This is a genomic window from Nostoc sp. KVJ20 (assembly GCF_001712795.1).
In the GTDB taxonomy this organism is placed as follows: domain Bacteria; phylum Cyanobacteriota; class Cyanobacteriia; order Cyanobacteriales; family Nostocaceae; genus Nostoc.
In genome coordinates, this window is sequence record NZ_KV757650.1 from 49,285 (window position 1) to 74,739 (window position 25,455).

Here is a 25,455-nt window from a genome sequence, read left to right on the forward strand (position 1 = left end):
CCTCAGCAAGAGTAGCACCTCTGCCTCTTTTCAATGCCCAATGCCCAATGCCCAATGCCCTATTCTCCAATAACATTATTGCCAAAAACTGTCTCATCATCGGCATCATCATCGTATAAATCTATTGGTACAATAGTTCCTTCGCAGCTTTCAATTAGTCCGATCGCAGGTGTGTTGCTCCAATTAACATCTGTGTTTGTCGCAATGTGGACAGTGTTTAAGAAGGGTTGCTGCGATGCCTGGAGCGGTAAACTACGCAAACTTTTCAGTTTTTGAAATGACTCTTTAGAGAACAAGCCACCATTATCTGTAGCTAATTTTTTGTTAGCCTCAGTCAAAATGGTGTCAAATAAACAGGCGTTAGTAAGGTTGGCAGAATTAAGATTTATCCCCATAAGGTTAGCCTGTCGTAGGTTTGCGCCTGTAAGGTTAGCCTGTTGCAGGTTTGCACCTGCGAGGTTAGCCTGTTGCAGGTTTGCACCTGCGAGGTTAGCCTGTTGCAAATTAGCTCCAGCCAAATTCGCCCCGATTAACTCCGCATTGGATAAGTTTGTCTGCTCAAGATTTACCCCAATTAACATTACTTGCAATAAAGAGGCTCCTGATAAATTGAGTCCAGCTAAAGACTTGATTCGGGTTGCGAAGGCACTTTTGTGCAAAACGGTTGTCCTCGCAATTAGGACACTTAAAGCCTCTGGATTGAATTCTGTGAAATTGAGCGGATTCCCACAAGGCCAAAAAGGGATTTTTGTTTCTCGATAGCACGCACAAAGCAATAAAAACACATTTAGTCCCACAGCAGCATTCACTTGCTCAACATTCACCGGATTTTGCAGTGTGTGGAAATGAGTCAAAGCTTTGTGGGCTATTCCTTCGTCTAGCCAACGCCCTTGACAGTAAGCACGCCAGAAAGACAAAAGCCGTTGGAACAATACTTCAAAAGAAAATTTGTGCTTTTGCTCCCGGCGTAAAATTGCGATCGCCAGTTCTTCAATTTCTTGGCTAAGTATCCCGTAACCCAGTAAATTGTAAATATGCTGGGCAACGCTACTGGGAGAATCAAGCACAAAAACAAGGCTACCATAAACCTCATTTTGGTACTGAGTTAGAAATTTAAGTTGGGCAGCAATGGCATCTGCACAAAGAGATTCTCCTAGCTTCAGATGCGAAAACTCAATTAAACTACTTTTGGCTGCGCTTTCTAAATCCCGAATTTTAAAATAAAAGCCTGGTAGAGGATTAAATTCACCAGCCAGATTAATTTGATGACGTTGCGAGTGTAAAATTTTGAGAGCGATCGCTTGCATCTGCTCAAGTAAATCTTGGGGATGACGATTAGCGAGTAAATTAGCGATCGCTTCTGGAGTCCGGTGGATATGAGCCGATCCTGTACGCAGTAGCATCGTCTTGATCCCACCAGTTAGCGGATAACCCAATAACCATCGACTCAGACGATGATAAATTTCCCATAACAGAGAAGACTTTGGAGCATTAGCGGCTAATTGCAATAGTTCATCATCTAGCAGTCCGTCGCGGTGTAAAATGCCCAATAAATGCAGCATTAAGGGTTGGCGGATCAGAGCAGATAATTCTCTTAACTTGGACTGGCTGGTAAATAAACCCGCCTGTTTTAACAATGTAAAGAAATTTTGAGCGATCGCTAACGATTGCACTTTTGCCCATTGCTGAAACCATTGTTTGAGTTCATCCACATCGAAGGGCTGAATGATAATTCGCTTCAATGGCAACGGGATCTCTGGGGCAATTTCCTGTAATGTTGTTGACCGACTCGTTAACACAATTTTGTGTCTATACTGAAATTTAAAGTTCAGTAATTGCTGAATAAAAATGGCTTTTGCCCTGATACCTTGAGCAGAAGGGGGCAGTTCATCTAAACCATCCAGCAGCAATAGACAAGGCAGATTTTCTTGCTCTAACCAAGTTGAAAGATTAACAGGAAAAGCAGAATTTAGGGTTTCGGTAAAAGTTTTGCCATATTTTACATCCCGTAACTTAATTAATATAGGCATCCAAGTAGGGTAAGATTCTTCTGCTACCTGTGCTGCCCAAAGTTGGCAAAAACTAGTTTTTCCATAACCAGGTTCCGATTCAATGACGGCGATCGTTTCTAAATCACTTAGCTCTTGTTGTGCCCAAGTCTTTAAATCAACTGGTTTAACAGTTTTTTTATCTTGCTCAGAAATATTTTCTTCTATTGGTAAGCCTTTTTGCGGCACATAGAGATCCTTAAGGGCAAAGGATTCCATCAGCAAAGGCATACTCAGATTTTTAATCAAACTTGCACGGTAATGTTCTCGGTGCAAATCAATTTTTTCAGCGATCGTAGAACCAACTTCTGGAGTGATCAAGCTGGGAGATAATGAAATTCCCAAACGGAAAAATTTTTGCAGTTGGGCTAAAGGGGCAGCATTTTCAGTAACGACTACCAGTAAATGACCAGGAAGTGAGTTGACTAAACGCTGTATTAAGAGTTTAGCTTCAACTTCCTCTGCACCATTAGCAACTAACCAAGCCATAGCAGCATTATTTATTTGTTGCACCAGTAATGAATCTGCAACCAAAGATAATGCTTGTTCAGCTTGAGTATCAGTCAATTTACCAGGGCTGAGAGTTTTCAACAATCCTTGCAGTTGCGAATCTTGGAGGATGAGTTTACCCACGCCCTCTTGAACTATTTGTGCTTGGATTGGTATACTTGCCCGGTCTAGCCACGGTCTTTGTAAGCTTGCTTCCTGCTCTAGAATTGCTTGCAAAGCTTGAAGATAGGCAATTTGAAACGCCAGCCATGTGCCCTCATTACGTTTTAACGGTTTTTTTTGGCTGAGACTACGCAACAAGTTTTCTGTCAACTGGGAAATTACACTGATTTCTTCCCAAACAATCCCTAAAGGCAGTTCTAAAGCCTCTACCAAGGTACAGATATCAAAAGGCATGAGGCTTTTGACTTCCATATCCTGAACAATCCGGTAAGCAATACCTGCCAATTGTCCGGCTGAAAATCCTCTGATTTGATTGATTGGGATATAGCGTTCCGCCAACCAGTGCCGAATACTCAAGTTCATTTAATTACACAGTGAAGGCTGCACAAGGCAATTATGATCGATTTATCAGTTTGCGAAAACAGGTAACAATGGGGAAGACAAAGTTTTGTATCAAAGCTGTTTTCTGATTGGTAAAAAACAGTGCTTGCGTAATTGAGTAGACTATGAGCGATCGCCATCTAAAATTATTGTTAATCGACCAAGACCCGATTTTTCGTCTGGGATTACGGGTAACTCTAGAAGCAATTCCTAACCTAGAAGTAATAGCAGTGGTAGAAACTGATACCGCTGCCTTGCAGATTTTAGCAGAAATTGCTCAAGAAGACCCCAACCAGCTAAATTTGGTGGTTTTGGAATTCGGTAATGGTCGCTCCATCACTAGCCAACAACTAGGTTTACAATTCTGTCGGCAACTTAGAGCCTTATATCCCAACCTGCCAATTTTGCTTCTCAGTTCTGTGCAAGAACCAGGATTGCTATTAGCTGCAAAATCTGTTGGTGTAAATGGCTACTGCCCGAAAGGTACACCACTCCCGGAATTAGTCGCCGCCATGCAAGAAGTTGCAGATGGTGGTTCCTATTGGTTTCGGGACACAGAAGCAATCACATCCTCACTCTCTAGTACAGACGCGATTAATCATGTCTCTTCCCACTCCCCACTCCCTTTTTCTAAACTGCGAAATAATTTACGTTTGTCAGGATTTGGTTACATTGACGCTACCTTAGCCGTAGTCACAGCCCAATTACAAGTTCCCGGATTACCAGTCTTAGATCGAGCAATTCTAGCTGGACAGCGACGAGAACTGCTAGCAGCTCGTTGGTTGCTAAATCGGTTGTTGGTTTCATCACAAGAAAGGCGAGAAGAAGATATTCCGGTTGCTGATGAGCCGCCTTTGACCCCTTCGTTGAGTAGTGCTATTGAGCAAAGGAAAATGTCACCTCTACTTAGTCCAGGAGCGCTACAATCTGCCTTGTTTGCGTCTTGCATTACCAAACTTCAATTTCCTTTACAGAATGTCACAGATGTAGCTTTAGAAATTGACATTTTTCGTGAAGAGAAAAAACGAGAATTACTTTATCTTATCCTACAAAAATTAGCTGATCAGTTGGATGAACTGCGTGCTTCTCAAATTGAGATTAATCAATTATATGAAGTGAAATCTATCTTGTTGCGCGATTTATGGCAATCAGCAATCACGGATTTTTTTGGAAGGTTTTCTAGAATAAAAATAGGTGATAAAAACATAGAAATTGTTGATTTATTGCTGCAAAATACAGAAGCAGTGCAAAGAGATATCCTCAATCAAATTCCGCTAGTTTGTGAGTTGTATTGTTATCTACTATTTCAAACAGAATTGTATATTGATAATGGCTCTTATCCCGCAGTGAGCCATGAAGCCAAGTCCCAAGCATTAATGATTTTAGAGAACTTGTTGATTCAGGTAGCGAATGGTGTAGTCCAACCACTACTCAACTCTTTAGCAGATGTAGAAACGATTAAGCAAAATTTATATAGTCGCCAATTTATTTCTACAAGAGAGATTGAACGGTTTAGAAACGATTTATCATGGAAATATCGGTTAAAAAATTATATAGATGAGCCAAAAGCAGTTTTTGAAAGCCGTTATGATCTATTTGTAATTGCACCTCGTGGTATTGCCAAGACTTCAGTTTATGCCCCTCGGAATCAGGAGTTAGCCAAACTTTCTAATATTCCTTTAGTAGTGACATTATTTTTAGAATTTAGTGATGCGATCGCACCGCGTTTAAAAACATTAGTAGCCTTTATAGGTAGCGGTATAGTCTTCATTCTCACCCAAATAATTGGTAGGGGTTTAGGTTTAATCGGTCGTGGTATTCTTCAAGGTATTGGTAGTGTTTCGTTAATAGAAAAAAACTTTAGAAAAAATAGCGATAGGTCTAAGTGAACAAGCCAGGAAGCAAAATGACAAATGACAAACAATGATTTTATCGGGCTAGCAATCTCTTATATTTACGCAACTAGTCTGCTTATTATTGGCGAAGGACTGCGTAGGCTATTGGGCGTAAAGCCAGATTTGACGCGCAAAGTAATTCATATTGGTGCAGGAATGTGGGTTTTCGGCGTCCTGCTGCTATTTAATCGCTGGGAAATCGGAATTATACCTTTTGCTACCTTTATCGGACTAAACTACCTGTTTTACCGCTACCGATTCATCGGCGCAATGGATACAGAGGATAGCTCACCTGGCACAGTTTATTTTGCTATCTCAGTGACGCTGTTGTTTGGGTTACTGTGGCGACCAGATGGGCCAGTAGATAGGGTTGCGATCGCTGTAGCTGGGATAATGGCAATGACCTGGGGTGATGCATTAGCAGCATTAATCGGTAGACGCTTCGGACAGCATAAGTACCAAGTGGGAAATTCTGTGCGTTCCTGGGAAGGTTCAGCAGCGATGTTTGTGGCGAGTACAGTGGTGATTTTCTTGGTGCTGTTGTTGCTACCTGGCTCGTCCCTGAGTCCCCTAGCAACACCTTTAGGTTTAGGATGGGCTTTGTTAACGGCTGTGGTAACTGCTACTTTTGCAACCCTAGCAGAGGCAGTCTCACCTCACGGCACAGATAACCTCAGCGTGCCTCTAGTAGCAGCGGGGGTAGTTTGGATTATCATGCAGGGATTTTAAAGAACTCCCAATGACCTCGTACCCAATACGGTTCGGTTAGATCCAAAGACGCGATAAATCTCCGTCTCTACAAGGATCAATCTTTTGTAGAGACGGCGATTTATCGCGTCTCTTGCCTTAACCAAACTCCTAACTCGCAAACTCACAAACTCACAAATTCCAATTGCGGCGGAAATGGAAAAAGCCTTCTAAAAACTCTTGCATAGCAATGTTGCTATTTAACTTTTGCTTACTCCACTCTCTTGCTGTTTGTTCCAGGATTTCTGAGAAACTGGGATAGACGGGAGATAAATTCGCTAAATCTTTGACTTTAATTTTTTGTGACATTGCCAAGGCAATCAAATTAATTAATTCTCCAGCTTCTAACCCCAATATTGAAGCTCCCAAAATTTCGCCGTTGCGTAGCACAATTAATTTACATATACCAGTGGTTTCGTCTCGAAGTTGAGCTGCTGCCACTGTTTTAAAATACTGTCGTAAAACTAAAACTTCATCTAGACGAAATTGGCGTTTTGCCTGCGTCTCTGTCAAACCAACTTGCGCCACCATCGGCACAGAAAACATCGCCCAAGGGATGGAACGATAGTTTACTCGTAATCTGGGGAAAAACAGTGCATTGTTCAGGGCAATTTTTGCTTCATAATTAGCGACATTCGCAAAGTCGTAACCACCAATTACATCACCACAAGCGTAAATGCGCTGGTTAGTGGTTTGCAGTTTATCATTTACCACTAAGCTACGCCGATGCCATTTCACGCCTACCATTGCCAAATTTAGAGATTCAAGATTCGGCTGTTGTCCAGTCGCCACTAAAATTTCATCAGTTTCAATGGCCTTATCTCCTGCTTGAACCCACTTTTTATTCTCAATTACCCTCACCTGAGTCACTGGTTTATCGGTGAGGACGCGCACACCTTCGACTTCCAACTGTGCTTGAAGCAATATGGCTATCTCAGGGTCAATATTGGGTAGAAGATATGGATGCTTGACTGCCAACGTCACACTGCAACCAAACCGTGCTAAAGTTTGAGCAATTTCAATACTTTGGGGAATTCCACCGATAATTACCCAATTTTGAGGTAATGTTTTTCCCTGTAAGGATTGCCAAATATTAGAAAGGGTAAGATAGCCAGTGGTTTGCAATCCGTCAATCTCTGGAATTTCTGGACGTGAGCCACTGGCTAGCAAATAGGTACGGGCGCGTAGAAGGCGATTGTTAACGGCAAAAGCTAGTTGGGGTGAAGATTGAAATTGACCACTGCCAACGATGACATCGACTCCCTGTGCGGCTAGGATGGCTGGAGAATGCTGTTCTTTGAGATTTGAGGCGACGCATTGAGCATATAGCATGGCTTCTTGCCATGCCATAGATATGTGGCGTTCTTCTGAGGTATTAGTGTGTGTGGCATAAATACCAAAACCAGCAGCATCATTCAACTTCTGCGCCAGTTTACCGATTTCGGTAAGAGCATGGTGATGAGTGAACCCGTAGTCTACTTTAGGTTCCACCAGGGCAACTGTAGCCCGTAGTTGGGTTGCAGCAAGAGCAGCGTAGTATCCAGCAAGACTGCCACCAATAATTACAACATCGTAGTCAATTGTCATTTGTCATTGGGCATTGGGCATGGGGCATTGGGCATTGGGGAGAGTGAAAAATTATCTCATCTCCCCTACTCCCCACTCAGCACTCAGCACTCAGCACTGAGTCTAGCGCTGTGAGTAAGCGTTGGTTATCGGACTCTTCACGTACAGCAACCCGGAAAAAGCGATCGCCTAGTTCTTTAAAACTAAGGCAATCGCGGATTAAAATCTGATTATGCTTGAGTAATTGTTGCTGTAACTGTGACGTAGACTCTTGGGACTCAACCAGTAAAAAGTTAGCAGCACTTGCTTGGGGTTGCAATCCCGGTACTTTAGCCAAACCCTGAAAGAGTTGATTTCGTGCAGGTGGTAGCCATGCCCAGGTTTGCTGCTGAAACTCTGTATCTTGGAGGGCCGCAATTGCCGCCGCTGCTGCTAGCGTATTTACAGGCCAAGGGTCACGCCATAGCTGCCATTTAGCTAGGCAGTCGGGGTGTGCGATCGCATATCCTAATCGCAGCCCAGGAAGACTGTAAAATTTGGTCAGCGATCGCAATATTACTAAATTCGGATATTCTTGCACCACCGGAATCAGGCTTTGTTCCTCATTAGGCGGCACAAAATCCATAAATGCTTCATCCACCACAACCAAAGCAAATTGCTCCAGGTAGGGCAATATAGAGTCCCGCGAAAATAGTTTTCCGGTTGGGTTGTGGGGATTATTCAACAATAGTCCTTTGTCATTTGTTCTTTGTCCTTTGTCAATGAATAATGACCAATGACCAGTGACGCCACGTGCTTCACTTGGGGAGACCCCAAGACCGCAGTGGCTCACCAATGACAAAGGACACTCCAGCACATTAGCGTTATACGCTGCCAAGGTTCGGTAGTAGTCACCAAAGGCTGGAGTGATTAAAATTATCGCGGCTAATTGAGCTAATTCCCTACCTACTAAAGTGAGTAATTCTGCGGAGCCGTTACCCGGCAGAATCCACTCAGGAGGCAATTGATGGAAGTGACTGAGAGCTAGTCTCAGTTCACTATAGTTTGGGTCTGGATAGTGCTTAAGATTACCAATTTGGGACAGTATAGCAGCGATCGCGCTGTTTGGAGGCCCCAACGGGTTGATGCTAGCAGAAAAATCCAGAATAGCGTCAGGGGGACAACCAGCCAGTGCTGCTGCCCAGCTTAAATTTCCCCCATGTGCAGGTTGCCGCATTAAAAAAGAGTTCCCGAAGACAGAACCTATGCTTTTGGGGGTGCTACCTTTTCTCTAAACAGTTTTCCTGCTGAGAAAGCAGGAACCCTGGTCGCTGGAATTTCCATCTTTTCATTTGTTTTCGGATTGCGACCTTCGCGGGCTTTACGTTCCCGTGATTCAAATGAGCCAAATCCCACCAACGTTACCTTATCACCAGAGGAAACCGCTTCAATAATCGTTTCCAAAGCGGCAGTTAAAACTGCATCCGCTTGTTTCTTGGTAACACTAGCTTTTTCAGCTACGGCATCAACTAATTCACCTTTGTTCATGTCAATCTCCTGAAGGTTTACTTGAGATTTTTTTACGGATGCACCTTGATACATCAGTACTGAAATCTCTGTTCGCAGAAATACAAAAATCATCCTTTGGGAGTATTTTTACTCAAAACGGCTGTACATCCCATCGGCTCGACTTTTCAATGAATCATTCTAAGGTGTTGTAGCCTGATGTGGATAGATGAAACCATTAATTTATATAGATTTCAGGATTTTTTGTAATTTTAGGGTACTTGTTTCACTAAAAACCACCCCAAAAGTAGGAAAAAATACCTAGTAAATACCCCTATTGCCAATCAAACAGAGGAGTAGAGAGGTGGAAGATGGTCAGCGTTTGTTGGGATTAATTACCGTTGTTGAAGAGTTATTGCTGAGATTAACCAATTTTTATGGAAATCGAAGGCTCAGGTTCCCGATTTCTCTAAAAAGTCGGGGATTTTGATCACTTTTCACGTCAGGTGGAAAAACCAACGCGAAATCTAATCCCATAGCAAGCTTCTCTAGTAGGAAAAAAGAAAAAATTAAAGCCTCTCCGCTAGAAGGCTATCAATTGGCAACATCTTTCTTAACATTTATGATGGCGATCGCTATCATAAATTCTTCTCTGCGTTCGCGTAGCGTGTCACAGACATAGGAGTATCTCCCGTTTTTGTTGGCTGACTGGGCTACAAACCTATATCTATTTTGTTCTACAGGACAATGAAATACTAACTTACAGCATTTCACTGTGAGGCTTCAGCCGCTTATCTGCTGTGCGCGGAGAATTCGTGAACAAGAAGATCCCCGACTTCATAAAGAAGTCGGGGATATGAGCCTTTGCCAGAACTGACTCACCTGCATATCATCTTTATTATCTACCTGGAACCTTCAACCCCCTGCGCTCAAGGATTTGCCGTACATCTGGGCTGGGATTGTAGTTATAACCATAGGAGGAGTTTTCAGAGTCATCCATAATTTGAGGTGTGAGCAATACAATCACCTCATTGCGCTGGTTGGATCTGTTTGTTTTTCTAAATAGGGAACCAATCAGTGGAAGATCGCCCAAAATAGGAATCTTGGAGATACTTGTCCGGTCTTGGTCTTGAATTATGCCTGAGAGAATGAGCGTTTGACCATCTCGTAAGCGAATTAAGCCAGAAGTAAGCGAACGCTCAGATACTAAAATAATTTGTCCATTCCCTGTATCTTGTGAAGCTGTAGGAGCGCTTACAGTAGGAGCAACCGATAGAGAAACAAAACCATTATCATCAATCCGGTCAATTTTCACATTTAAGGTCAAGCCAACTTTTTGTTTATCAATTTTTCTTTCTGTCCTAGAGCCACCAGCATTATCCGTTGTTTCGATGGTTATGTTTCCCACTACTTCCTGGGTCAGATTCACAAGAGCCTGCTGACCTTCTTGCACAATTAATGTTGGGTCAGTCAAAATCTTGGCATTGCCATTTGTGACTTGAGCTTGCAAGCTAGCAAGAAGACGTTTGGGGAACTGGTACAGACTTGGCAAACTAAATCCGGCTGCTGCACGAGTGCCTTCTGCATAACTAGCAGTTTGTCTTCCAGTTGTAGGATCAGTAGTAATTGTTACTGTATCTGGTGTTCCTGGAGTAAAAGTTGTAAGACCAGGGGTAGTTGGATTGCCGGTTGCCGGAGAAATTGGTTGGAGGAAGGTCGCATCGCCTGGTGTGTTTTGTGTAAGTACCCCATCTTGTATAACTCTGACGCCTGAGCCTCCATTTGGAACTGTAAAACTACCATTTTGGTTCAAGAATGGCGTTCCTGTAATTGGATTCGTAATAGTAGGCGTCTCAGTCACACTATTTGTTACTTCAGAACTAGTAGCTGGTCTGGAACCGCCAAAATTCAGAGATGCTGCACCGCCATCACTAGTAAAGAAGTTATTGCCAACCCCAAAGGAAAAGCTAGTGTTGTAGTCCTGGGTGTTCAAGAGGTTAACATCGATAATCTTTACGTTAACTACCACCTGACGACGCCGAATATCAAGCTGAGTTAGTTGACCCATTGCCATCTCAACTAGCCGAGGAGGGCCAATCAAGGTTAGAGAATTAGTACGCTCATCTCCTAATGCCTGTAAACCTCTAAGTAATGGGTTAGAGTCTTTGAAATCTACGCGTTGAGTTTCAACTCTATTTTCTGTGGTCGTCTGAGTCTGGGTAATGGGAGCAGCTGCATTCCCAACAGCCACAGCACTAACACTGGTAACTTGTCGTTCGCGGCTGACGGCACTTTCTGCTCCCAAGCCGACCAAAAAATTCAGGGCGACTCCCACCGTTACCTGATTGAGTCGCAAGCTACGCATAACCATATCACGGGTGGAATTAGGTAGTTTAGGCCCAACAAAAACCGTGCGATTACTGCGGTTAGCTTCTAAACCACTCAAACGCAAGACATAGTTAAACACATCTTGCACTGGTTCATTTTCTATATCTAACGAGATTGTTTGAGAAACTGCTGGTGCATTAGCAGCAGCACCTTGCTCACCTCCGATATAAGCTAGGTTGAGATTAGCAGCACGGGCAAGCAATGACAAAACCTCACGCACCGGCGCATCTCGCAGGACTAGACGGGGTACACGTTCCTGAGTTCCTAAGTCAATGGTGCTAGGAGAAGCATCAGTATTGGAGATGGCAATATCTCCTACCGGTGGGGCAACGGCTCTAGGTAAGAAAGGTGGAGCCTGACTCAGAGGTTGACCTGGCCCAGCAGCTTGTGCAGGTTGTCCGTCAATGGTGACTTGTGGGTTGGGAACGAGAACACCTGAATTTTGACCAGATTGGGCTGGAGTAGTAACAGGTGGTGCTGTGGATGTTGGTGCTGTTGGCGTTGGTGCTGATGCTGTAGTGCCAGTGGATGGGCTAAAGCTGAGTGTAATTCCATTTTGCGATCGCACCACGGGTTGACTGCCAGGTGCATTGTTACTGCCAGTTACCGTCACTCGGATGCTATTTGCATCAAGCTGATTAACCTCAACAGAGGCAATTCCTGGTGCTGGGCTATCTTGACGAAAACTATTACCTTGTGGTAATCGTAATTGAGTATTGATAATATCTGCAATTAAAGCATTGCCTCTTTTCGTAGTGAAAACTTGGGGGCGTGACCCGGAAGAAGTTTTCAAAGCAACGCTAATTCCACCATCAACTGCATTTAACTGTACATTAGTAACTTGGCTGATTTGTGCCCAAACTGGTTGAGCTGCCAAAAATACAAAAGCAGCAGTACTCAATATAAAACTATTACCGTGAAGCTGTTTCACAGTTCATTCCTCACCTAATAAAACCTTGTTTACAGACAATTTGTGCGTAGGCGCTTAAAAACCACGTCTACACAAGACTTTACCCACCTCCGTGGGTTTCAAACCCTCAATTTCTTCTTAGTCCGCGGAGGCGGACTACCCTGCGGGAACGCCAAGGGCGAACGCTACTGTAGCCGCGAATTCTATTCGCCCTGGCTTTAGTTGACTATTTTTTCGGGGCATTTTTAGCTGCCGCCGCCGCTATTTCTTCTGGACTAAGTGGCATCAATACCTGTAATTGGAATGATGTATTAATCGCTGCTGGCCCTACCTGCATCGGCGTTTTATCTAATGGGGATCTTGTTTCTACTGGAGCCAAAGTTGCCACATAATCTTTAACTATTAACAAAGGCTGTAACCGCTCAATGTTACGCATTATCGATTGTGTTTGTTCGTAAGTTCCGGTAATTTCGGCATTGATAATGCTGCGTTGCAGCTTACCGTCAACCTGTAGTCCTAGAGTTCCATCGATAACTGGTTCTGGTTTTTGGGAAACGGGCACAAATTTCTTCAGTTTGGCTCTCACTGCATTAATAGAAGTTGGAGTATTACCAGACTCAATTAAGCGGTTCAGATCCAACAACAATGTATCTAAGGTTTTTTCGTTAGCAAATAAATCTAAAACCTGAACTTTTTGCTGTTTTGCCTGTGCTAGTTCGTCTTTAACTTTGTCAATCTGTTTGATATTGGCTTTTTTTTGCTCAATTTGCCCTTGCAGTTCAGTGCTTTTTGCTTGCTGCTGCTGATAGCTTTCCCAAGCTGGCATCAGCAGGTTTAACAATATATAACCTGCTCCTGCTAAACCAATTACCCCCACTAAGATCCCAATAATTTTTGGTGTGAAGGCAATACCAAATACCACGGGGTGGGCTGGCGTTTCCGAATCGAATTCCCCACCATGTTCAGCAAAATTTAAATCATCACTCAGCGTCATTTTGAAATGACTCCTGTTTGTTGCATATTACGAATTCGAGTAACTAACCCCACTGTGCCTTTTTTTTCCAACTCCCGGATTAATTCTGAAGCTGGAACATCATTCATACTTGATTGAATAGTGTATTTAACTACTTGGGGTGGCTTAATTATTACACCAGCAGGAGATTGACCTACACCTGGTGGTAAGGGAGCATCTACTAACGTTGCCGTCAGAATTCTGCTTTCTGTGGACTTCAAGAAGCGAGACTGCTGTAAACTCAATAGGAAATCATTGACATCGTTAAATGAACGAGCCAATCCGGTGATTTCTAATCCTCCCGCGGGATTGCCTACTGGCTGACCTGCTGCTGCCGCAATAGGGGGAATCTGCTTGATATTCTCAATTTGCACTGCTGCTGGAATGCGATCGCGCAAATCTTGCAGCATTGCTGACCAAGGTCGAATCTGGTCAAATACAGTCACTAAAGCTTGTGTTTCACCTTTAATAGCATTCGTCTCAGCTTTGATTTTATTCAGATTTCCTATTTCTGTATCTAGCCTCTTGCTTTCTTGGTCTAGTTGTGATATTTGAACATCTAATTCAACAATCTTCCCTTGCAATATCCACCAGCTAACTCCCAATAAAGCTGGAAGACCTACACCTAATGCAACACCCACATACACAGGTGTTAAATTTCCTGTAGGCAGCTTTAGACCTATTCCTCCCTTTCTCTCAGGCTTTTTCTGGTATGCTGGGCGGTCTTTAAGAAAGTTAACATCTAGGCTATACATTTTATTACACCTCCCGCATTCCTAGACCGAGTACGATCGCTAAACCAGAGCGTTGTACCTGTGGATATTTATCAGTGTCAACTTCTAAGGACAAAGACCCGATTGGATCGATTTGGGTAGTTGGCAAGCTCAAGCGTTGGGTAAAGAATTCATCTAGCTGTTGGAGTCCACCTCCTGGCCCAGCTAATAAAATCTGCGCTACCTCCAAATTTTCACTTTGATTGAGGTAAAAATCGATGGAACGGCGCAGTTCATCCGTTAGTTCTCCCAATACTCTTAATATGGCTGCCATACCAGGATCAATTTCGGTAACACCGGTTTTTCCGCCATCTATAGGAGTTGGGGGAATAACCATTCCGTGTAACAGTTCCATATCTCGTGATGTGGGTAAGCTCATTGCCCTTGCTAAGGCAGTTTGCATTTGATAAGTCCCGATGGGGACTGTGCGCGAAAATTGCGGCACTCCGTTAACGATGATGGCAATTTCTGTACTGTCGAACTCTATATCAACTAGTACTGCTGCTTCTTGTGGCCCGAATTGCCGCAGTTGCTCGCGAATAGTCCGAATCAGGGCAAAACTGTTAATTTCTAAAACATCAATTTGCAATCCTGCCTGCTCGAAAGTGCTTATATAGGTATCCGTTATCTCCTTGCGAGTTGCAACTAAAAGTACATGTACTTTTTCAATGCCATCCTCGTCTATAAAGTAGTCAAGTTTCTGATAATCTACATCAGCCTCTTCACGAGGATAGGGTAAATACAAACCTGCTTCATGGTTTAGCACCATTTCTCGCAGTTCTTTGTCATCTAACTCCGTTGGCACTGGTATAATCCGAACGATGGAATCTCGCCCTGGTACACCAGTAGCAACACGAGAAGTTTTGATTTTGCTCTCAGCTAGCGCCTGCTGGATTAATTGCGCCATTGCTGCGGGGTCGGTTATTTGACCATCGGTAACTACACCTTCTGGAACTGCTACAGATGTAAAGGTTTCTAGTTTTAAGCCTTGACCCTGCTTGCGTAACTGAACTACATTTACCCGTTCGGGAGCAAGTTCAATGCCGACCCCTTTCTTCGATTTGCCAAACAGACTTTTGAAGGTTTTTACCACAGTTGTGCCCGCTGGACTGCTAAATTGAAAATTTAAATGATACTAAAAACGGACTTGGTGCTAAGTAATTTATTTAGCCTATAATCTCGACAATTCTGATCTAAGCTTTTGACACTGAGCAAGCGTAAAAATACTGGGAAAATGATTCAATTGCGAAAATTTAAACAACTTGTTGCTTTTACACTACTTGGCTTATTAACCAGTTGGATGGTAAGTTGCAGCACAGGTAATGTTAGTACAAATACAAAACAAGCTACTTCAGGAGTGTCAACTGTTGAGTTTTGGACAATGCAACTCCAACCTCAATTTACCGACTACTTCAAAAGCCTAATTACGAATTTTGAATCGCAAAATCCAGGTATAAAGATTAACTGGGTCGATGTACCTTGGGCGGCGATGGAGAACAAAATATTAACAGCCGTCTCAGCAAAAACGCCACCTGATGTAGTTAACCTCAATCCAGGTTTTGCTTCCCAACTTGCTGGACGAAATGCCTGGTTAGATTTAGATGCGAAAGTTCCAAACGATGTACGTTCCTCCTATCTACCGAATATATGGAAAGCAAGTACCCTTAATGGCAAGAGTTTTGGGATTCCCTGGTATCTCACCACACGGTTAACCATTTATAACACTGATTTATTAAAACAGGCAGGTATCAATAAAGTCCCTGCAACCTACGCAGAATTGGCACAAGCAGCCCAACAAATTAAAGATAAGACAGGGAAATATGCCTTTTTTGTGACTTTTGTACCGCAAGATTCCGGTGAAGTGCTGGAATCTTTCGTGCAAATGGGAGTCACGCTAATAGATGCTGAGGGAAAAGCGGCGTTTAATTCAGCACAAGGTAAGGCAGCGTTTCAGTATTGGGTAGACTTGTATAAAAAAGGGTTGCTTCCCAAAGAGGCTTTAACCCAAGGACATCGCCACGCGATCGATTTATACCAATCTGGAGAGACTGTGTTTCTAGCTTCTGGCCCAGAGTTCCTAAAAACGATCGCAAATAACGCCCCGAAAATTGCTCAAGCTTCGGGAATAGCACCTCAACTCACTGGGGACACAGGTAAGAAAAATGTCGCAGTGATGAACATAGTTATTCCCCGCGATAGCAAACAACCAGACGGCGCTGTGAAGTTTGCTTTATTTGTCACCAATGACGAAAATCAGTTAGCTTTTGCTAAGGCTGCAAATGTCCTACCTTCTACAGTCAAGGCATTATCTGATAGTTACTTTAAAGATGTTCCAGCTAATGCTTCAACAGTTGAAAAAGCACGAGTTATTACTGCTGAACAATTGCAAAAGGCAGAAATATTAACTCCTACTTTGAAAGATTCTAAGAAACTGCAAAAAGCAGTTTACGAGAACTTACAAGCAGCAATGTTAAACCAAAAGACTGTAGATAAAGCTGTAGAAGATGCGGCGCAAGAGTGGAACAATAGATAAATTTGGGAATGGGGCATTGGGCATTGGGCATTGGGCATTGAAAAGAGGCAGAGGGGCGGGGTGCTGCTCTTGCTGAGGGGAAAACTCTTCTCCCTTTCTTCCTATTCCCCATTCCCCATTCCCTATTCCCTATTCCCTTGTTGTAAAAAATCGCCGACTAAATAAAGGGAACCACATAAAACGATTAAGTCGTCTGTAGTGGCGGTTGAGGTTGCGGTTTCTAATGCTGTGAATAAATCTGGATGGATTTGGCGATCGCTTAATTGGGGACAAAGGCTGTAAGCTAGGCTTGCTAATTCCTGTAGATTAGCGGAAGTTCTACCTGGCCAAGGTTCTACTGGTATTGGTACTAAAAAAAGGCGATCGCCTGGGCGCAGCAGGGCGGCAAAAATATCAGCATGATCTTTATCAGCAAACATTCCCATAACCCAATTGACGGGGTTAGGGTTAACTGCATCTAAGCTATCAACATACTGGCGAAGAACTTGGGCGGCGGCGGTATTATGAGCGCCATCAAGTAATAATTTATGGCTTTTCCAGATAGTCCATTGCATCCGCCCTGGCCATTTAGTTTTTGCCATGCCGTTAATTATGGCTTCTTCAGAAATCTGCCAACCCTGTTGTTGGAGAATTTCTAAAGCTGCTATTGCCAAAGCTGAATTAGTTAATTGAATTTGTCCTGCTAACGGTAACGGGTATTTAATTAATTTAGAATTTTGAATACTTTGATATTCTGCCCATCCTGTAGCGATTTGACGGGCGGGTTGAGGCATAAAAATCGGACATTGTAATTCTAAAACACGCGATCGCACAACTTCTTCTGCCTCTGGTGGCAATCCTCCAACCACAACGGGACATCCAGGTTTAAGAACACCTGCTTTTTCTCTAGCAATGTCGGCGATGGTAGGGCCAAGTTGCTGCCAGTGTTCCCGGCTAATAGAAGTGATGATTGTAACCAAAGGTTCCAAGCAGACATTGGTAGCATCCAAGCGTCCTCCTAGCCCGACTTCTACCACAGCGACATCGACTTGCTGCTGGGCAAAATATAACCAAGCCGCTGCCGTAATTACTTCAAACTGAGTTGCAGAATCATCACCAGCACGAATAGCAGCTTGGACTTTTTCTAATAATTGGCTCAATTCCTCAGAAGAAATTGACTGTTCATTCAGACAAATACGTTCCGTCCAATCGACTAAATGGGGGGAAGTGTAGCGCCCTGTACGATAACCTGCTTCAGTTAGTACGGAGGAAAGATAGGCACAGACTGAACCTTTGCCATTAGTGCCAGCAACATGAATTACCGGGACTTGGTGATGGGGATTGCCAAGATTTGCCAATAGATTGACAATGCGATCAAGTCCCAGATGGACACCAAAGCGTTGCAAGGGTTGTATTACAGAATCGATATCCAAGTCTTAACGGTGGGGAATAGGGAGTGGGGGGATGAGGAAGAAGCAGGGGGGCAGGGGGAAGGGGGGCAGGGGAGCAGGGGAGCAAGGGGGAGAATAAAAAATCACCTCTTTCTCTTATGCTCCAAGCTTTGTACCCCTCTTCCCCATGCCCAATGCCCCATGCCCAATCCCCAATTAATAAATTTAAGCTTCTCTATCCAAAAAGCCTTGAATTTGTCTTAAAGCCGCAGCGCCAATATTAAACACTGCCCAACTAGCTGCGATCGCAACTGGTGCTAAAACGATCGCTATCCGGTAATCGATATCCATATCTAGAACCCCTCTCTTAAGTAGAAATTAAAGTTTTGTCAACTGCTCTCATTTTTATTTTTAGCTGAAGTGGGCAATTTTTCCAAATACAAATGTAAAGAATGTTTAAATTATGGGGTATTGGGCATGGGGCATTGGGCATTGGGCATGGGAGATTATGAAAAAGGGTAAAGGGTAAAGGGTAAAGGGGAAGGGGTTTGTTTCTTTATCCTTTTCCCTTTAACCTTGTCCCTTTGTCCTCTCATCTCCCCCATTCCCCATTCCCTAAGCCTTGCTAAAACCAATATCAATACCCTTATCAGCATGAACTAAAGCTAACTTTTGGTAACGTTTAGCGTGTTCAATCAGTTCTGCGGCTTCAACATCTGTTACTTGGCGTAACACTTTGCCAGGAATACCGACAACTAGGGACAGGGGCGGTATATTTTTTGTTACCACTGCGCCAGCACCAATAATACTACCAGTACCCACTCGTACCCCATCTAAAACCACTGCGCCAATGCCAATCAAACTTCCACGCTCAATGTAAGCGGAATGTATCACAGCGCGATGCCCTACGGTAACATGATCTTCTAAAATTGTTGGAAAACCAGGATCGCCATGTAGAATTGCACCATCCTGAATATTTGTGCATTCGCCAATTTCAATCCGTTCTACATCTCCCCTAACCACTGCTCCATACCAAATGCTCACTCCTGGTGCTATATTGACCGAACCCATTACAACAGCATTGGCTGCGATGAAGGCAGCTTGAGAAAAATCGGGAGATGTCCAGTAAGAAGCGGTAGACACGATAGAATATTAATATGGTACCCAGGAACACTGGAGAAACTCCAACCTTTGAGGCTGGTTGCACAACCAGGATATCACAGCGTCAAGTCTCTACGGAGAGGAAAACACTAGTGAAAAATGCTTCTACTACTGCAAATCCGTGTCTGTGTAGCAGTGAGCAAGTAACCCAAAGTAGTGGAGCCGAAGTGTATAATCCAATCCACTAGCGCTGGTGAAGACAAAATTATGTTTGTACGCACTTCATGATGAATCCAGGCTTTCAGTACCCGATGTTTGGGCCGGAAATACAGTGTCCCCATTGTCGCCAGACTATTCCGGCACTGACTTTGACAGATACCTATTTGTGTCCGCGTCATGGCGCGTTTGAAGCTGATCCGAAAAATGGAGAGTTAATCCATTTGCAATCAGGGCGTCATTGGCGAAGGTGGAATAATGAATGGTATAGACAGCATACTCATCCCGATGGTATCCGCTTTGAAATTCACGAAGCATTAGATAAGCTGTATACCCAAGGCTATCGAGCAACAAGGGTGATTATTGCTCGACGCTATCAGGAATTAATGAGTGGCTATTTGGAACGCAGTACACCTTGGCGTTCTGGACAACCAGAAGCTACTGCGGCGCGTTTGTACGGTTTACCGGTGGAGTTTAGCCCCGAAGATGCCCCAGAAGATCCCTGTTGGGAAGTGATTAATTTTGACTTGGAAAAAGAGCCTGGTGTCCCTGTACGCTACCCTTATTTCAGGTTGTTTGAGTAATGGTCATTTGTCATTAGTCATTTGTCATTAGTGAATCGCAAAGGACAAATGACTAAGGACTAAGGACTAAGGACTAATATGCACCACGCCTCTATTCGGACTGCGAATATTCATCGAGCGATCGCTTTCTACGAACTTTTAGGGTTTACAATTTCGGAACGCTTTACTACCGGCTACACCCTGGCTTGCTGGATGGAAGGATTGGGCGGGAGAATTGAACTGATCCAAATTCCTGAACCAAAACCAGCCCCAGATGCCTTTGCTGATGAGCATTATGTCGGGTATTATCATCTCTCGTTCGATTTAACTGAGATTACACCAGATTTACCTAGCTGGTTGACAAATTTACAAGAACGTGCATTGACGACTGCTGAGAGTCAACCCGGAGAATTAGAACCGTTGAAGGTACTTTTAGAACCGACACAACAGCAAATAGGCGATCGCATTTACGAAGTAGCTTTTATCGCCGATACCGATGGTTTACCTCTGGAATTCATTCGAGTTTTAGCAAAACTCCCGTAATTTAGCTTTTTTATTACCTTTGTTGCTAATATGTTGTTTTTCTGTGTTGTTACTGAGGTAACAGATTTTTTACCAGATTAAATTATGGTCACTTTCCAAGATAATTATGTAACTTAAATTACAGATATATCTGCTAAATAGATGTATGGATTTTCCAGATTTTATAAATATCCTTTACCGTTATTACTTTTAAGCTTATGGCTAGTAGCGGTTTTTTTGCTGAGTGATCAACCTGCTCATAGCCAACATACAACCACATCTAACAAAGAAAAATACCAGTCAACCTTGATAGCAAAAAGAATAATGCCCTCAACACTGACAGAAAATGTCCGTAAGACAGTGCTGGAAAATGGTCTAACTGTTCTGACAAAAGAAGTGCATACTGCGCCAGTGGTGACGGTGCAGGTGTGGTACAAGGTTGGCTCACGGAATGAAGAACCGGGTGTGAATGGCATTGCCCACCAGTTGGAACACATGATGTTTAAAGGCACGAAAAATCGTCCGATTCAATTTGGACGTTTGTTTAGTGCTTTGGGTAGTGATTCCAATGCTTTTACCAGCTATGACCAAACCGCATATTACGGTACTGTGGAACGAAACAAGCTAAAAGCGCTCTTAGTGCTGGAAGCGGACAGAATGCAAAATTCCCAGATTGAGCCAGAACAACTGGCGAGTGAGAAACGGGTAGTAATTTCCGAGTTGCAAGGTTACGAAAATAGCCCAGAATATCGCCTCAACCGCGCCGTCATGCAAGCGGTGTTTCCCAATCATGCTTACGGGTTGCCTGTAGGTGGTACCAAAGCTGATGTCGAAAAATTTGAAGTTGAACAAGTACAAAAATATTACCGCAACTTTTACACTCCTGATAATGCCGTCTTAGTGATTGTTGGAGATTTTCAAACTGCAAACACCCTGGAAACAATTAAAGAGGTGTTTGGAAAACTACCTAAGAGGCAGGAGGCAGGGGGCAGGGGGCAGGGGGCAGGAGGCAGGAGGCAGGAGGCAGGAGGTATTTCTCCATCACTCAACACTCAGCACTCAGCACTCAGCACTCAACACTCAACACTTAACACTCAGCACTCAGCACGGGCTAAACGCCCCGCTAACGCTAACAGCACTCCCATAGTATTGCGAGAACCGGGAGCAGGAACACTTTTACAAGTTGTCTATCCGCTACCGGATGCAAATCAACCAGATGTGCCTGCGCTGGATGTGATGGATTACATCTTGACAGAGGGACGGAATTCTAGACTTTATCAGGCATTAGTGGAATCAGGTTTAGCTAGTGAAGTTACAGCATCCGTTACCAGTTTGCGAGAATCTGGCTGGTATGAAGTGTTGGTAACGGTTGGAGCTAAACAAGATTTGAAAAAAATTGACTCAGTATTGAGTCGTGCGATCGCTAATGTAGCAGAAAAAGGTGTGACATCTGAGGAAGTAGAACGAGCCAAAACCCAGTTAACAGCAGATGTAATTTTGAGTAACCGTGATATCACTTCTCAAGCAATGCGATTGGGGACTGATGAGACAACTGTTGGTGATTATAGCTACACAGACCGCTATTTAGCAGCTGTTCGTCTGGTGAAGCCAACGGATGTTGTCGCTGTGATTAACAAATACCTAACAAAAGAAGCACGGACAGTAGGCTTTTTTGAACCAACTCAGAAGTTAATAACAGAAGTTGGTGACAAACCAGACTCAGCCCAAACTACAGAAAATTTCTCTCCTGGCGCACCTGTGCTTCCTTCTGAGGTAGGGAAGTACTTACCACCTGTGGATTTGGCTAGAGATGCGTTGTTTGCCGTCAAAGATATCGCTCAAGTCTTACCACAGGAATTTAAATTTACTAACGGACTGCGGATATTACTGTTACCAGATCATAGTACTCCCACCGTTACTCTGAGCGGGCACATTCAAGCCGGGACGGAATTCGATCCAGATGAGCAAGCTGGAATAGCTGCTTTTGTGGCAGAGAATTTGCTAAGTGGCACTGACAGCAAAGATGTATTCACTATTGCCAAAATCTTGGCAGAACGAGGGGCGAGTTTAGACTTTGAAGCTTACCGCGAAGGTGTGCGGATTGAGGGTGATAGTTTAGCCGAGGATTTGCCGATACTCCTGGAGATATTAGCTGATGTTGTTAAAAACAGTAGCTTTCCAGCAAAAGAATTGGAATTGCATCGTCAACAAACTTTAACTGATCTGCAACTGGAATTAGATGAGCCATCAGAAGTAGCTAGAAGAATATTTGTTCAGTCAATTTACCCGAAAAAACATCCCTTACACACCTTTCCCACAGAGGAGAGTTTAGAAAAGATTCAGCGCCAGGATGTGATTGATTTCAAAGCTAAACACTATCGTCCAGATACGACAGTGCTAGCGCTGGTGGGAGATTTTGATCTAGACAAAGTGCGATCGCTCATTAAAAATGAGTTTGGAGACTGGGAAGTTAGCGGCCAAGCAGCAACATTAAAATATCCCACGGTGGCAATGCCGGAGAAAATAGTGAGTGTCAACCCAGTTTTACCAGATAAAGCCCAAGCCGTTACATATATGGGTTACACGGGTATTAACCGTTATGATCCTCGGTTTCACTCAGCCTTAGTATTGAACCAAATTTTGGGAGGCGATACCCTATCTAGTAGACTAGGTGCAGAAGTGCGTGATCGCCAAGGTTTGAGCTATGGAATTTATAGCTCCTTCCAAGCTGGGAAGAATTCAGGGACATTTTTGATAGAAATGCAAACTAGTCCTGAAGATAGCAGTAAAGCGATCGCTAGTACTCGCCAAATACTACAGCAAATCCATCAACAAGGTGTCACCGCACTGGAAGTAGAAACAGCTAAACGCACCCTCATCAGCAACTACAACGTTTCCCTGGCAAACCCTGAAGAATTAACAGATAGAATTCTGATCAATGAAGTTTATGGACTAGATAAACTAGAATTGCACTCCTTCACTGATAAAATCCAGAAAGTTACCCTTGAGCAAGTTAATCAAGCGGCTCGTGAGTTACTCCACCCAGATCAAATCGTGGTCGTTACTGCTGGGCCATCTGTATTGGCAGAAAAAAGCATTAGGTAGTACTTTGTCAAGTTATTGAGGGTTTGTAGTAAGGACTCAAGTGCTTAAAAAATAAGGACTAAAGTCCTTACTACGAACTTTCTTACCCATCAATTTAAAGTGGACACACTAGTACCGCAAGGCGGAATTAAAAATTAAAAATTAAAAATGAATACAGCGTAAGGGTTTCGTTGATTTGGAATGATTGGTTTATTTCTGCCATGTTGTACTAGTAGAGATGGACATTAGGCATGGATAATATAAAGAATGGGTAAAGTGTTTTTTCCCGCTACCTATTAATAGCATTGCCTTTTGAGAACTACTGATGATAACTTACAGCCATTTATACCAAATTATAGTTACATCTTTTAATTTTACAACTACTGCTTGGTTAAAAATATTACGGCGGAACTACGTAATATTAACGTTGTTCCTAGCACTAAATTTCATCGCTGTTACTCCAGCAGTGGCAGCGAATTTGTCTAGCGATTTGCTCAAGCAACCAGCTACAGAAATTACAATTAGCTTGGGTAATTCGGCTAACGAACTCAAGTTTGAGCCAAATCATTTGGAATTCGAGGCTGGTAAACGCTATCAACTACAACTTACCAATCCCAGCCAACTGAAGCACTATTTTACTGCTAAAGATTTTGCCGATGGCATCTGGACACAAAAAGTCCAAGCAGGCAAAGTAGAAATCAAAGGAGCCATTCACGAACTAGAACTTAAGCCTGGTGCTGAGGCCGAGTGGGTATTTGTACCTCTGAAATCTGGTACTTATGACTTGCGTTGTTCAATACCGGGACATACGGAAGCAGGTATGACTGGAGAGATTGCCATCAATAATTAAAAACTATTCGACTCAGTATTTGGCCTCTGTCTAATGTTTCAATTAAAGATAATTTATCTAGATACTATAGTGTGTATCCAAAAGTAAGTTATGGCAGTTTTGATTCAAGTCCAACACATTAGGAGTATGTGAATGTGTTATTCTATATACGTTAGCGGCTAAACTGGAAGAATACCAATCAGAGATTAAGATAACTAAAATTATAGATATTATTTCTCAAGTAATCTAGAGAAAGCATTCATACTTCAGCGGCAGAGCCACCAGTAATTATTAATTTCCTATGAACATTTTCAGTAACTTACTTTCTCAAGCTACTCAGCCTGCACCTGCGAAAAAACAACGCCGAGGAATTGAAATTAAATCGCCACGTGAAATTGAAATCATGCGGCAATCAGCGACAATTGTCGCAACTGTTTTAAAAGAAATTTCCGAGCTAGTAAAGCCGGGAATGACTACGGCTGATTTAGATACTTATGCAGAAAAACGTATCCGCGAAATGGGTGCAACACCGAGTTTCAAAGGATACCACGGTTTCCCAGGTTCTATTTGCTCCAGCATTAACAATGAAGCTGTACATGGCATTCCCAGTCCCAAGAAAGTTATTCGTGTAGGGGATGTATTAAAAGTAGATACAGGTGCTTATTACCAAGGCTTTCATGGTGATTCTTGCATTTCAATTGCTGTTGGTGAAGTGACACAAGAAGCTGCTAAATTAATTCGCGTAGCAGAAGAAGCTTTATATAAGGGGATTGAACAAGTAAAGGCTGGTGTATACTTACTTGACTTGGCTGGAGCAATTGAAGACCATGTGAAAGCTAACGGCTTTACTATAGTCGAAGAGTTCACTGGACACGGTGTCGGTCGTAACCTGCACGAAGAACCTTCAGTATTTAACTACCGCACCCGCGAGATGCCAAATGTTAAACTCCGTGCGGGGATGACACTAGCAATTGAGCCAATTTTAAATGCGGGTTCTAGACACACGCGAACATTGTCTGACCGTTGGACAGCAGTCACTATGGATAATTCTTTGTCGGCTCAGTTTGAGCATACAGTATTAGTGACAGAGACAGGTTATGAGATTTTGACTGACCGTTCTAAGTTGTAATTGTTAGTTGGAATTATCTGTTGTTGAGAGAGGTAAAGCGTCAAAAGAGGGCGATTTGCCTCTTTATTTTTTTACACATAGTCAATATATGTAGGACTCATATTTGATTTCTGAAAAAACTCAGTACAACTAATACCGTTTCTTTATGAAGCTGCGGTGTAAATACAAGTCTGGAGTAGTTTACGAATCTGGTTTTTACCCCACCCTAACCCTCCTTTCAAGGGTAGGGGT

Annotated in this window: 19 protein-coding genes; 8 read left to right on the forward strand and 11 right to left on the reverse strand. The window is 43.2% G+C overall.

The genetic code is table 11. The annotated features are described in order from the left end of the window. Positions 1 to 59: 59 nt before the first annotated feature. Positions 60 to 3,083 (reverse strand): pentapeptide repeat-containing protein, encoded by a 3,024-nt coding sequence (locus A4S05_RS22740; protein WP_069072064.1) that lies wholly within the window; start codon positions 3,081 to 3,083, stop codon positions 60 to 62. A gap of 143 nt (positions 3,084 to 3,226) precedes the next feature. Here A4S05_RS22740 and A4S05_RS22745 point away from each other — a divergent pair, with 143 nt between their 5' ends. Together A4S05_RS22745 and A4S05_RS22750 are read left to right on the forward strand one after the other, a co-directional pair. Beyond that, positions 3,227 to 4,990, forward strand: a complete 1,764-nt coding sequence (locus A4S05_RS22745) for a DUF3685 domain-containing protein (protein WP_069072065.1) — start codon at positions 3,227 to 3,229, stop codon at positions 4,988 to 4,990. Between the two features lie 24 nt (positions 4,991 to 5,014). Further along, positions 5,015 to 5,725 (forward strand): diacylglycerol/polyprenol kinase family protein, encoded by a 711-nt coding sequence (locus A4S05_RS22750; protein WP_069072066.1) that lies wholly within the window; start codon positions 5,015 to 5,017, stop codon positions 5,723 to 5,725. A 150-nt stretch (positions 5,726 to 5,875) separates the two neighbouring features. Here A4S05_RS22750 and A4S05_RS22755 read toward each other — a convergent pair whose 3' ends face one another. The 7 genes from A4S05_RS22755 to pilM form a co-directional block, all read right to left on the reverse strand. Beyond that, positions 5,876 to 7,330: a dihydrolipoyl dehydrogenase family protein gene (locus tag A4S05_RS22755; RefSeq protein ID WP_069072067.1), complete on the reverse strand. Its 1,455-nt coding sequence runs from the start codon at positions 7,328 to 7,330 to the stop codon at positions 5,876 to 5,878. A 76-nt stretch (positions 7,331 to 7,406) separates the two neighbouring features. Further along, the gene (gene cobD, locus A4S05_RS22760) at positions 7,407 to 8,525 is read right to left on the reverse strand and encodes a threonine-phosphate decarboxylase CobD (RefSeq protein ID WP_069072068.1); all 1,119 of its coding nucleotides are present in this window, start codon (positions 8,523 to 8,525) and stop codon (positions 7,407 to 7,409) included. Positions 8,526 to 8,551: 26 nt separating this feature from the next. Continuing rightward, positions 8,552 to 8,836, reverse strand: coding sequence for an HU family DNA-binding protein (locus tag A4S05_RS22765; protein WP_010998076.1), 285 nt, complete (start codon positions 8,834 to 8,836; stop codon positions 8,552 to 8,554). Between the two features lie 856 nt (positions 8,837 to 9,692). Further along, positions 9,693 to 12,113, reverse strand: coding sequence for a type IV pilus secretin family protein (locus A4S05_RS22770; RefSeq protein WP_069072069.1), 2,421 nt, complete (start codon positions 12,111 to 12,113; stop codon positions 9,693 to 9,695). 205 nt (positions 12,114 to 12,318) lie between these two features. After that, on the reverse strand, positions 12,319 to 13,086 hold the full coding sequence (locus A4S05_RS22775) for a pilus assembly protein PilO (protein WP_069072070.1): 768 nt from the start codon (positions 13,084 to 13,086) through the stop codon (positions 12,319 to 12,321). After that, positions 13,083 to 13,859 (reverse strand): PilN domain-containing protein, encoded by a 777-nt coding sequence (locus A4S05_RS22780; RefSeq protein ID WP_069072071.1) that lies wholly within the window; start codon positions 13,857 to 13,859, stop codon positions 13,083 to 13,085. Before A4S05_RS22780 ends, A4S05_RS22775 begins: the two co-directional genes overlap by 4 nt. A gap of 4 nt (positions 13,860 to 13,863) precedes the next feature. Then, a complete protein-coding gene (gene pilM, locus A4S05_RS22785) occupies positions 13,864 to 14,970 on the reverse strand; it encodes a type IV pilus assembly protein PilM (RefSeq protein ID WP_069072072.1) in 1,107 nt (368 codons plus the stop codon). 141 nt (positions 14,971 to 15,111) lie between these two features. Between pilM and A4S05_RS22790 the strand changes: the two genes are divergently transcribed. After that, positions 15,112 to 16,410 (forward strand): ABC transporter substrate-binding protein, encoded by a 1,299-nt coding sequence (locus A4S05_RS22790; RefSeq protein WP_069072073.1) that lies wholly within the window; start codon positions 15,112 to 15,114, stop codon positions 16,408 to 16,410. 122 nt (positions 16,411 to 16,532) lie between these two features. On the opposite strand, the gene A4S05_RS22795 is transcribed toward A4S05_RS22790, so the two are convergent. The 3 genes from A4S05_RS22795 to A4S05_RS22805 form a co-directional block, all read right to left on the reverse strand. Further along, complete coding sequence (locus A4S05_RS22795; RefSeq protein WP_069072074.1) at positions 16,533 to 17,822, reverse strand: bifunctional folylpolyglutamate synthase/dihydrofolate synthase; 1,290 nt, start codon at positions 17,820 to 17,822, stop codon at positions 16,533 to 16,535. A 183-nt stretch (positions 17,823 to 18,005) separates the two neighbouring features. Continuing rightward, complete coding sequence (locus tag A4S05_RS22800) at positions 18,006 to 18,131, reverse strand: photosystem II protein Y (RefSeq protein WP_069072075.1); 126 nt, start codon at positions 18,129 to 18,131, stop codon at positions 18,006 to 18,008. Positions 18,132 to 18,395: 264 nt separating this feature from the next. Further along, positions 18,396 to 18,923: a gamma carbonic anhydrase family protein gene (locus A4S05_RS22805; protein ID WP_069072076.1), complete on the reverse strand. Its 528-nt coding sequence runs from the start codon at positions 18,921 to 18,923 to the stop codon at positions 18,396 to 18,398. Positions 18,924 to 19,165: 242 nt separating this feature from the next. Between A4S05_RS22805 and A4S05_RS22810 the strand changes: the two genes are divergently transcribed. The 5 genes from A4S05_RS22810 to map all read left to right on the forward strand — a co-directional run bounded on the left by A4S05_RS22810 (position 19,166) and on the right by map (position 25,224). Beyond that, positions 19,166 to 19,681 (forward strand): TIGR02652 family protein, encoded by a 516-nt coding sequence (locus A4S05_RS22810; RefSeq protein ID WP_069072077.1) that lies wholly within the window; start codon positions 19,166 to 19,168, stop codon positions 19,679 to 19,681. 78 nt (positions 19,682 to 19,759) lie between these two features. Then, positions 19,760 to 20,203 (forward strand): VOC family protein, encoded by a 444-nt coding sequence (locus tag A4S05_RS22815; RefSeq protein ID WP_069072078.1) that lies wholly within the window; start codon positions 19,760 to 19,762, stop codon positions 20,201 to 20,203. Between the two features lie 303 nt (positions 20,204 to 20,506). Continuing rightward, the gene (locus tag A4S05_RS22820; RefSeq protein ID WP_370684480.1) at positions 20,507 to 23,287 is read left to right on the forward strand and encodes a M16 family metallopeptidase; all 2,781 of its coding nucleotides are present in this window, start codon (positions 20,507 to 20,509) and stop codon (positions 23,285 to 23,287) included. A 304-nt stretch (positions 23,288 to 23,591) separates the two neighbouring features. Then, positions 23,592 to 24,116 carry a cupredoxin domain-containing protein gene (locus A4S05_RS22825; RefSeq protein ID WP_084227224.1) on the forward strand — a complete coding sequence of 175 codons (525 nt, stop codon included), beginning with the start codon at positions 23,592 to 23,594 and terminating at the stop codon, positions 24,114 to 24,116. 280 nt (positions 24,117 to 24,396) lie between these two features. Then, positions 24,397 to 25,224, forward strand: coding sequence for a type I methionyl aminopeptidase (map, locus tag A4S05_RS22830; protein WP_069072080.1), 828 nt, complete (start codon positions 24,397 to 24,399; stop codon positions 25,222 to 25,224). Positions 25,225 to 25,455: the final 231 nt, after the last annotated feature.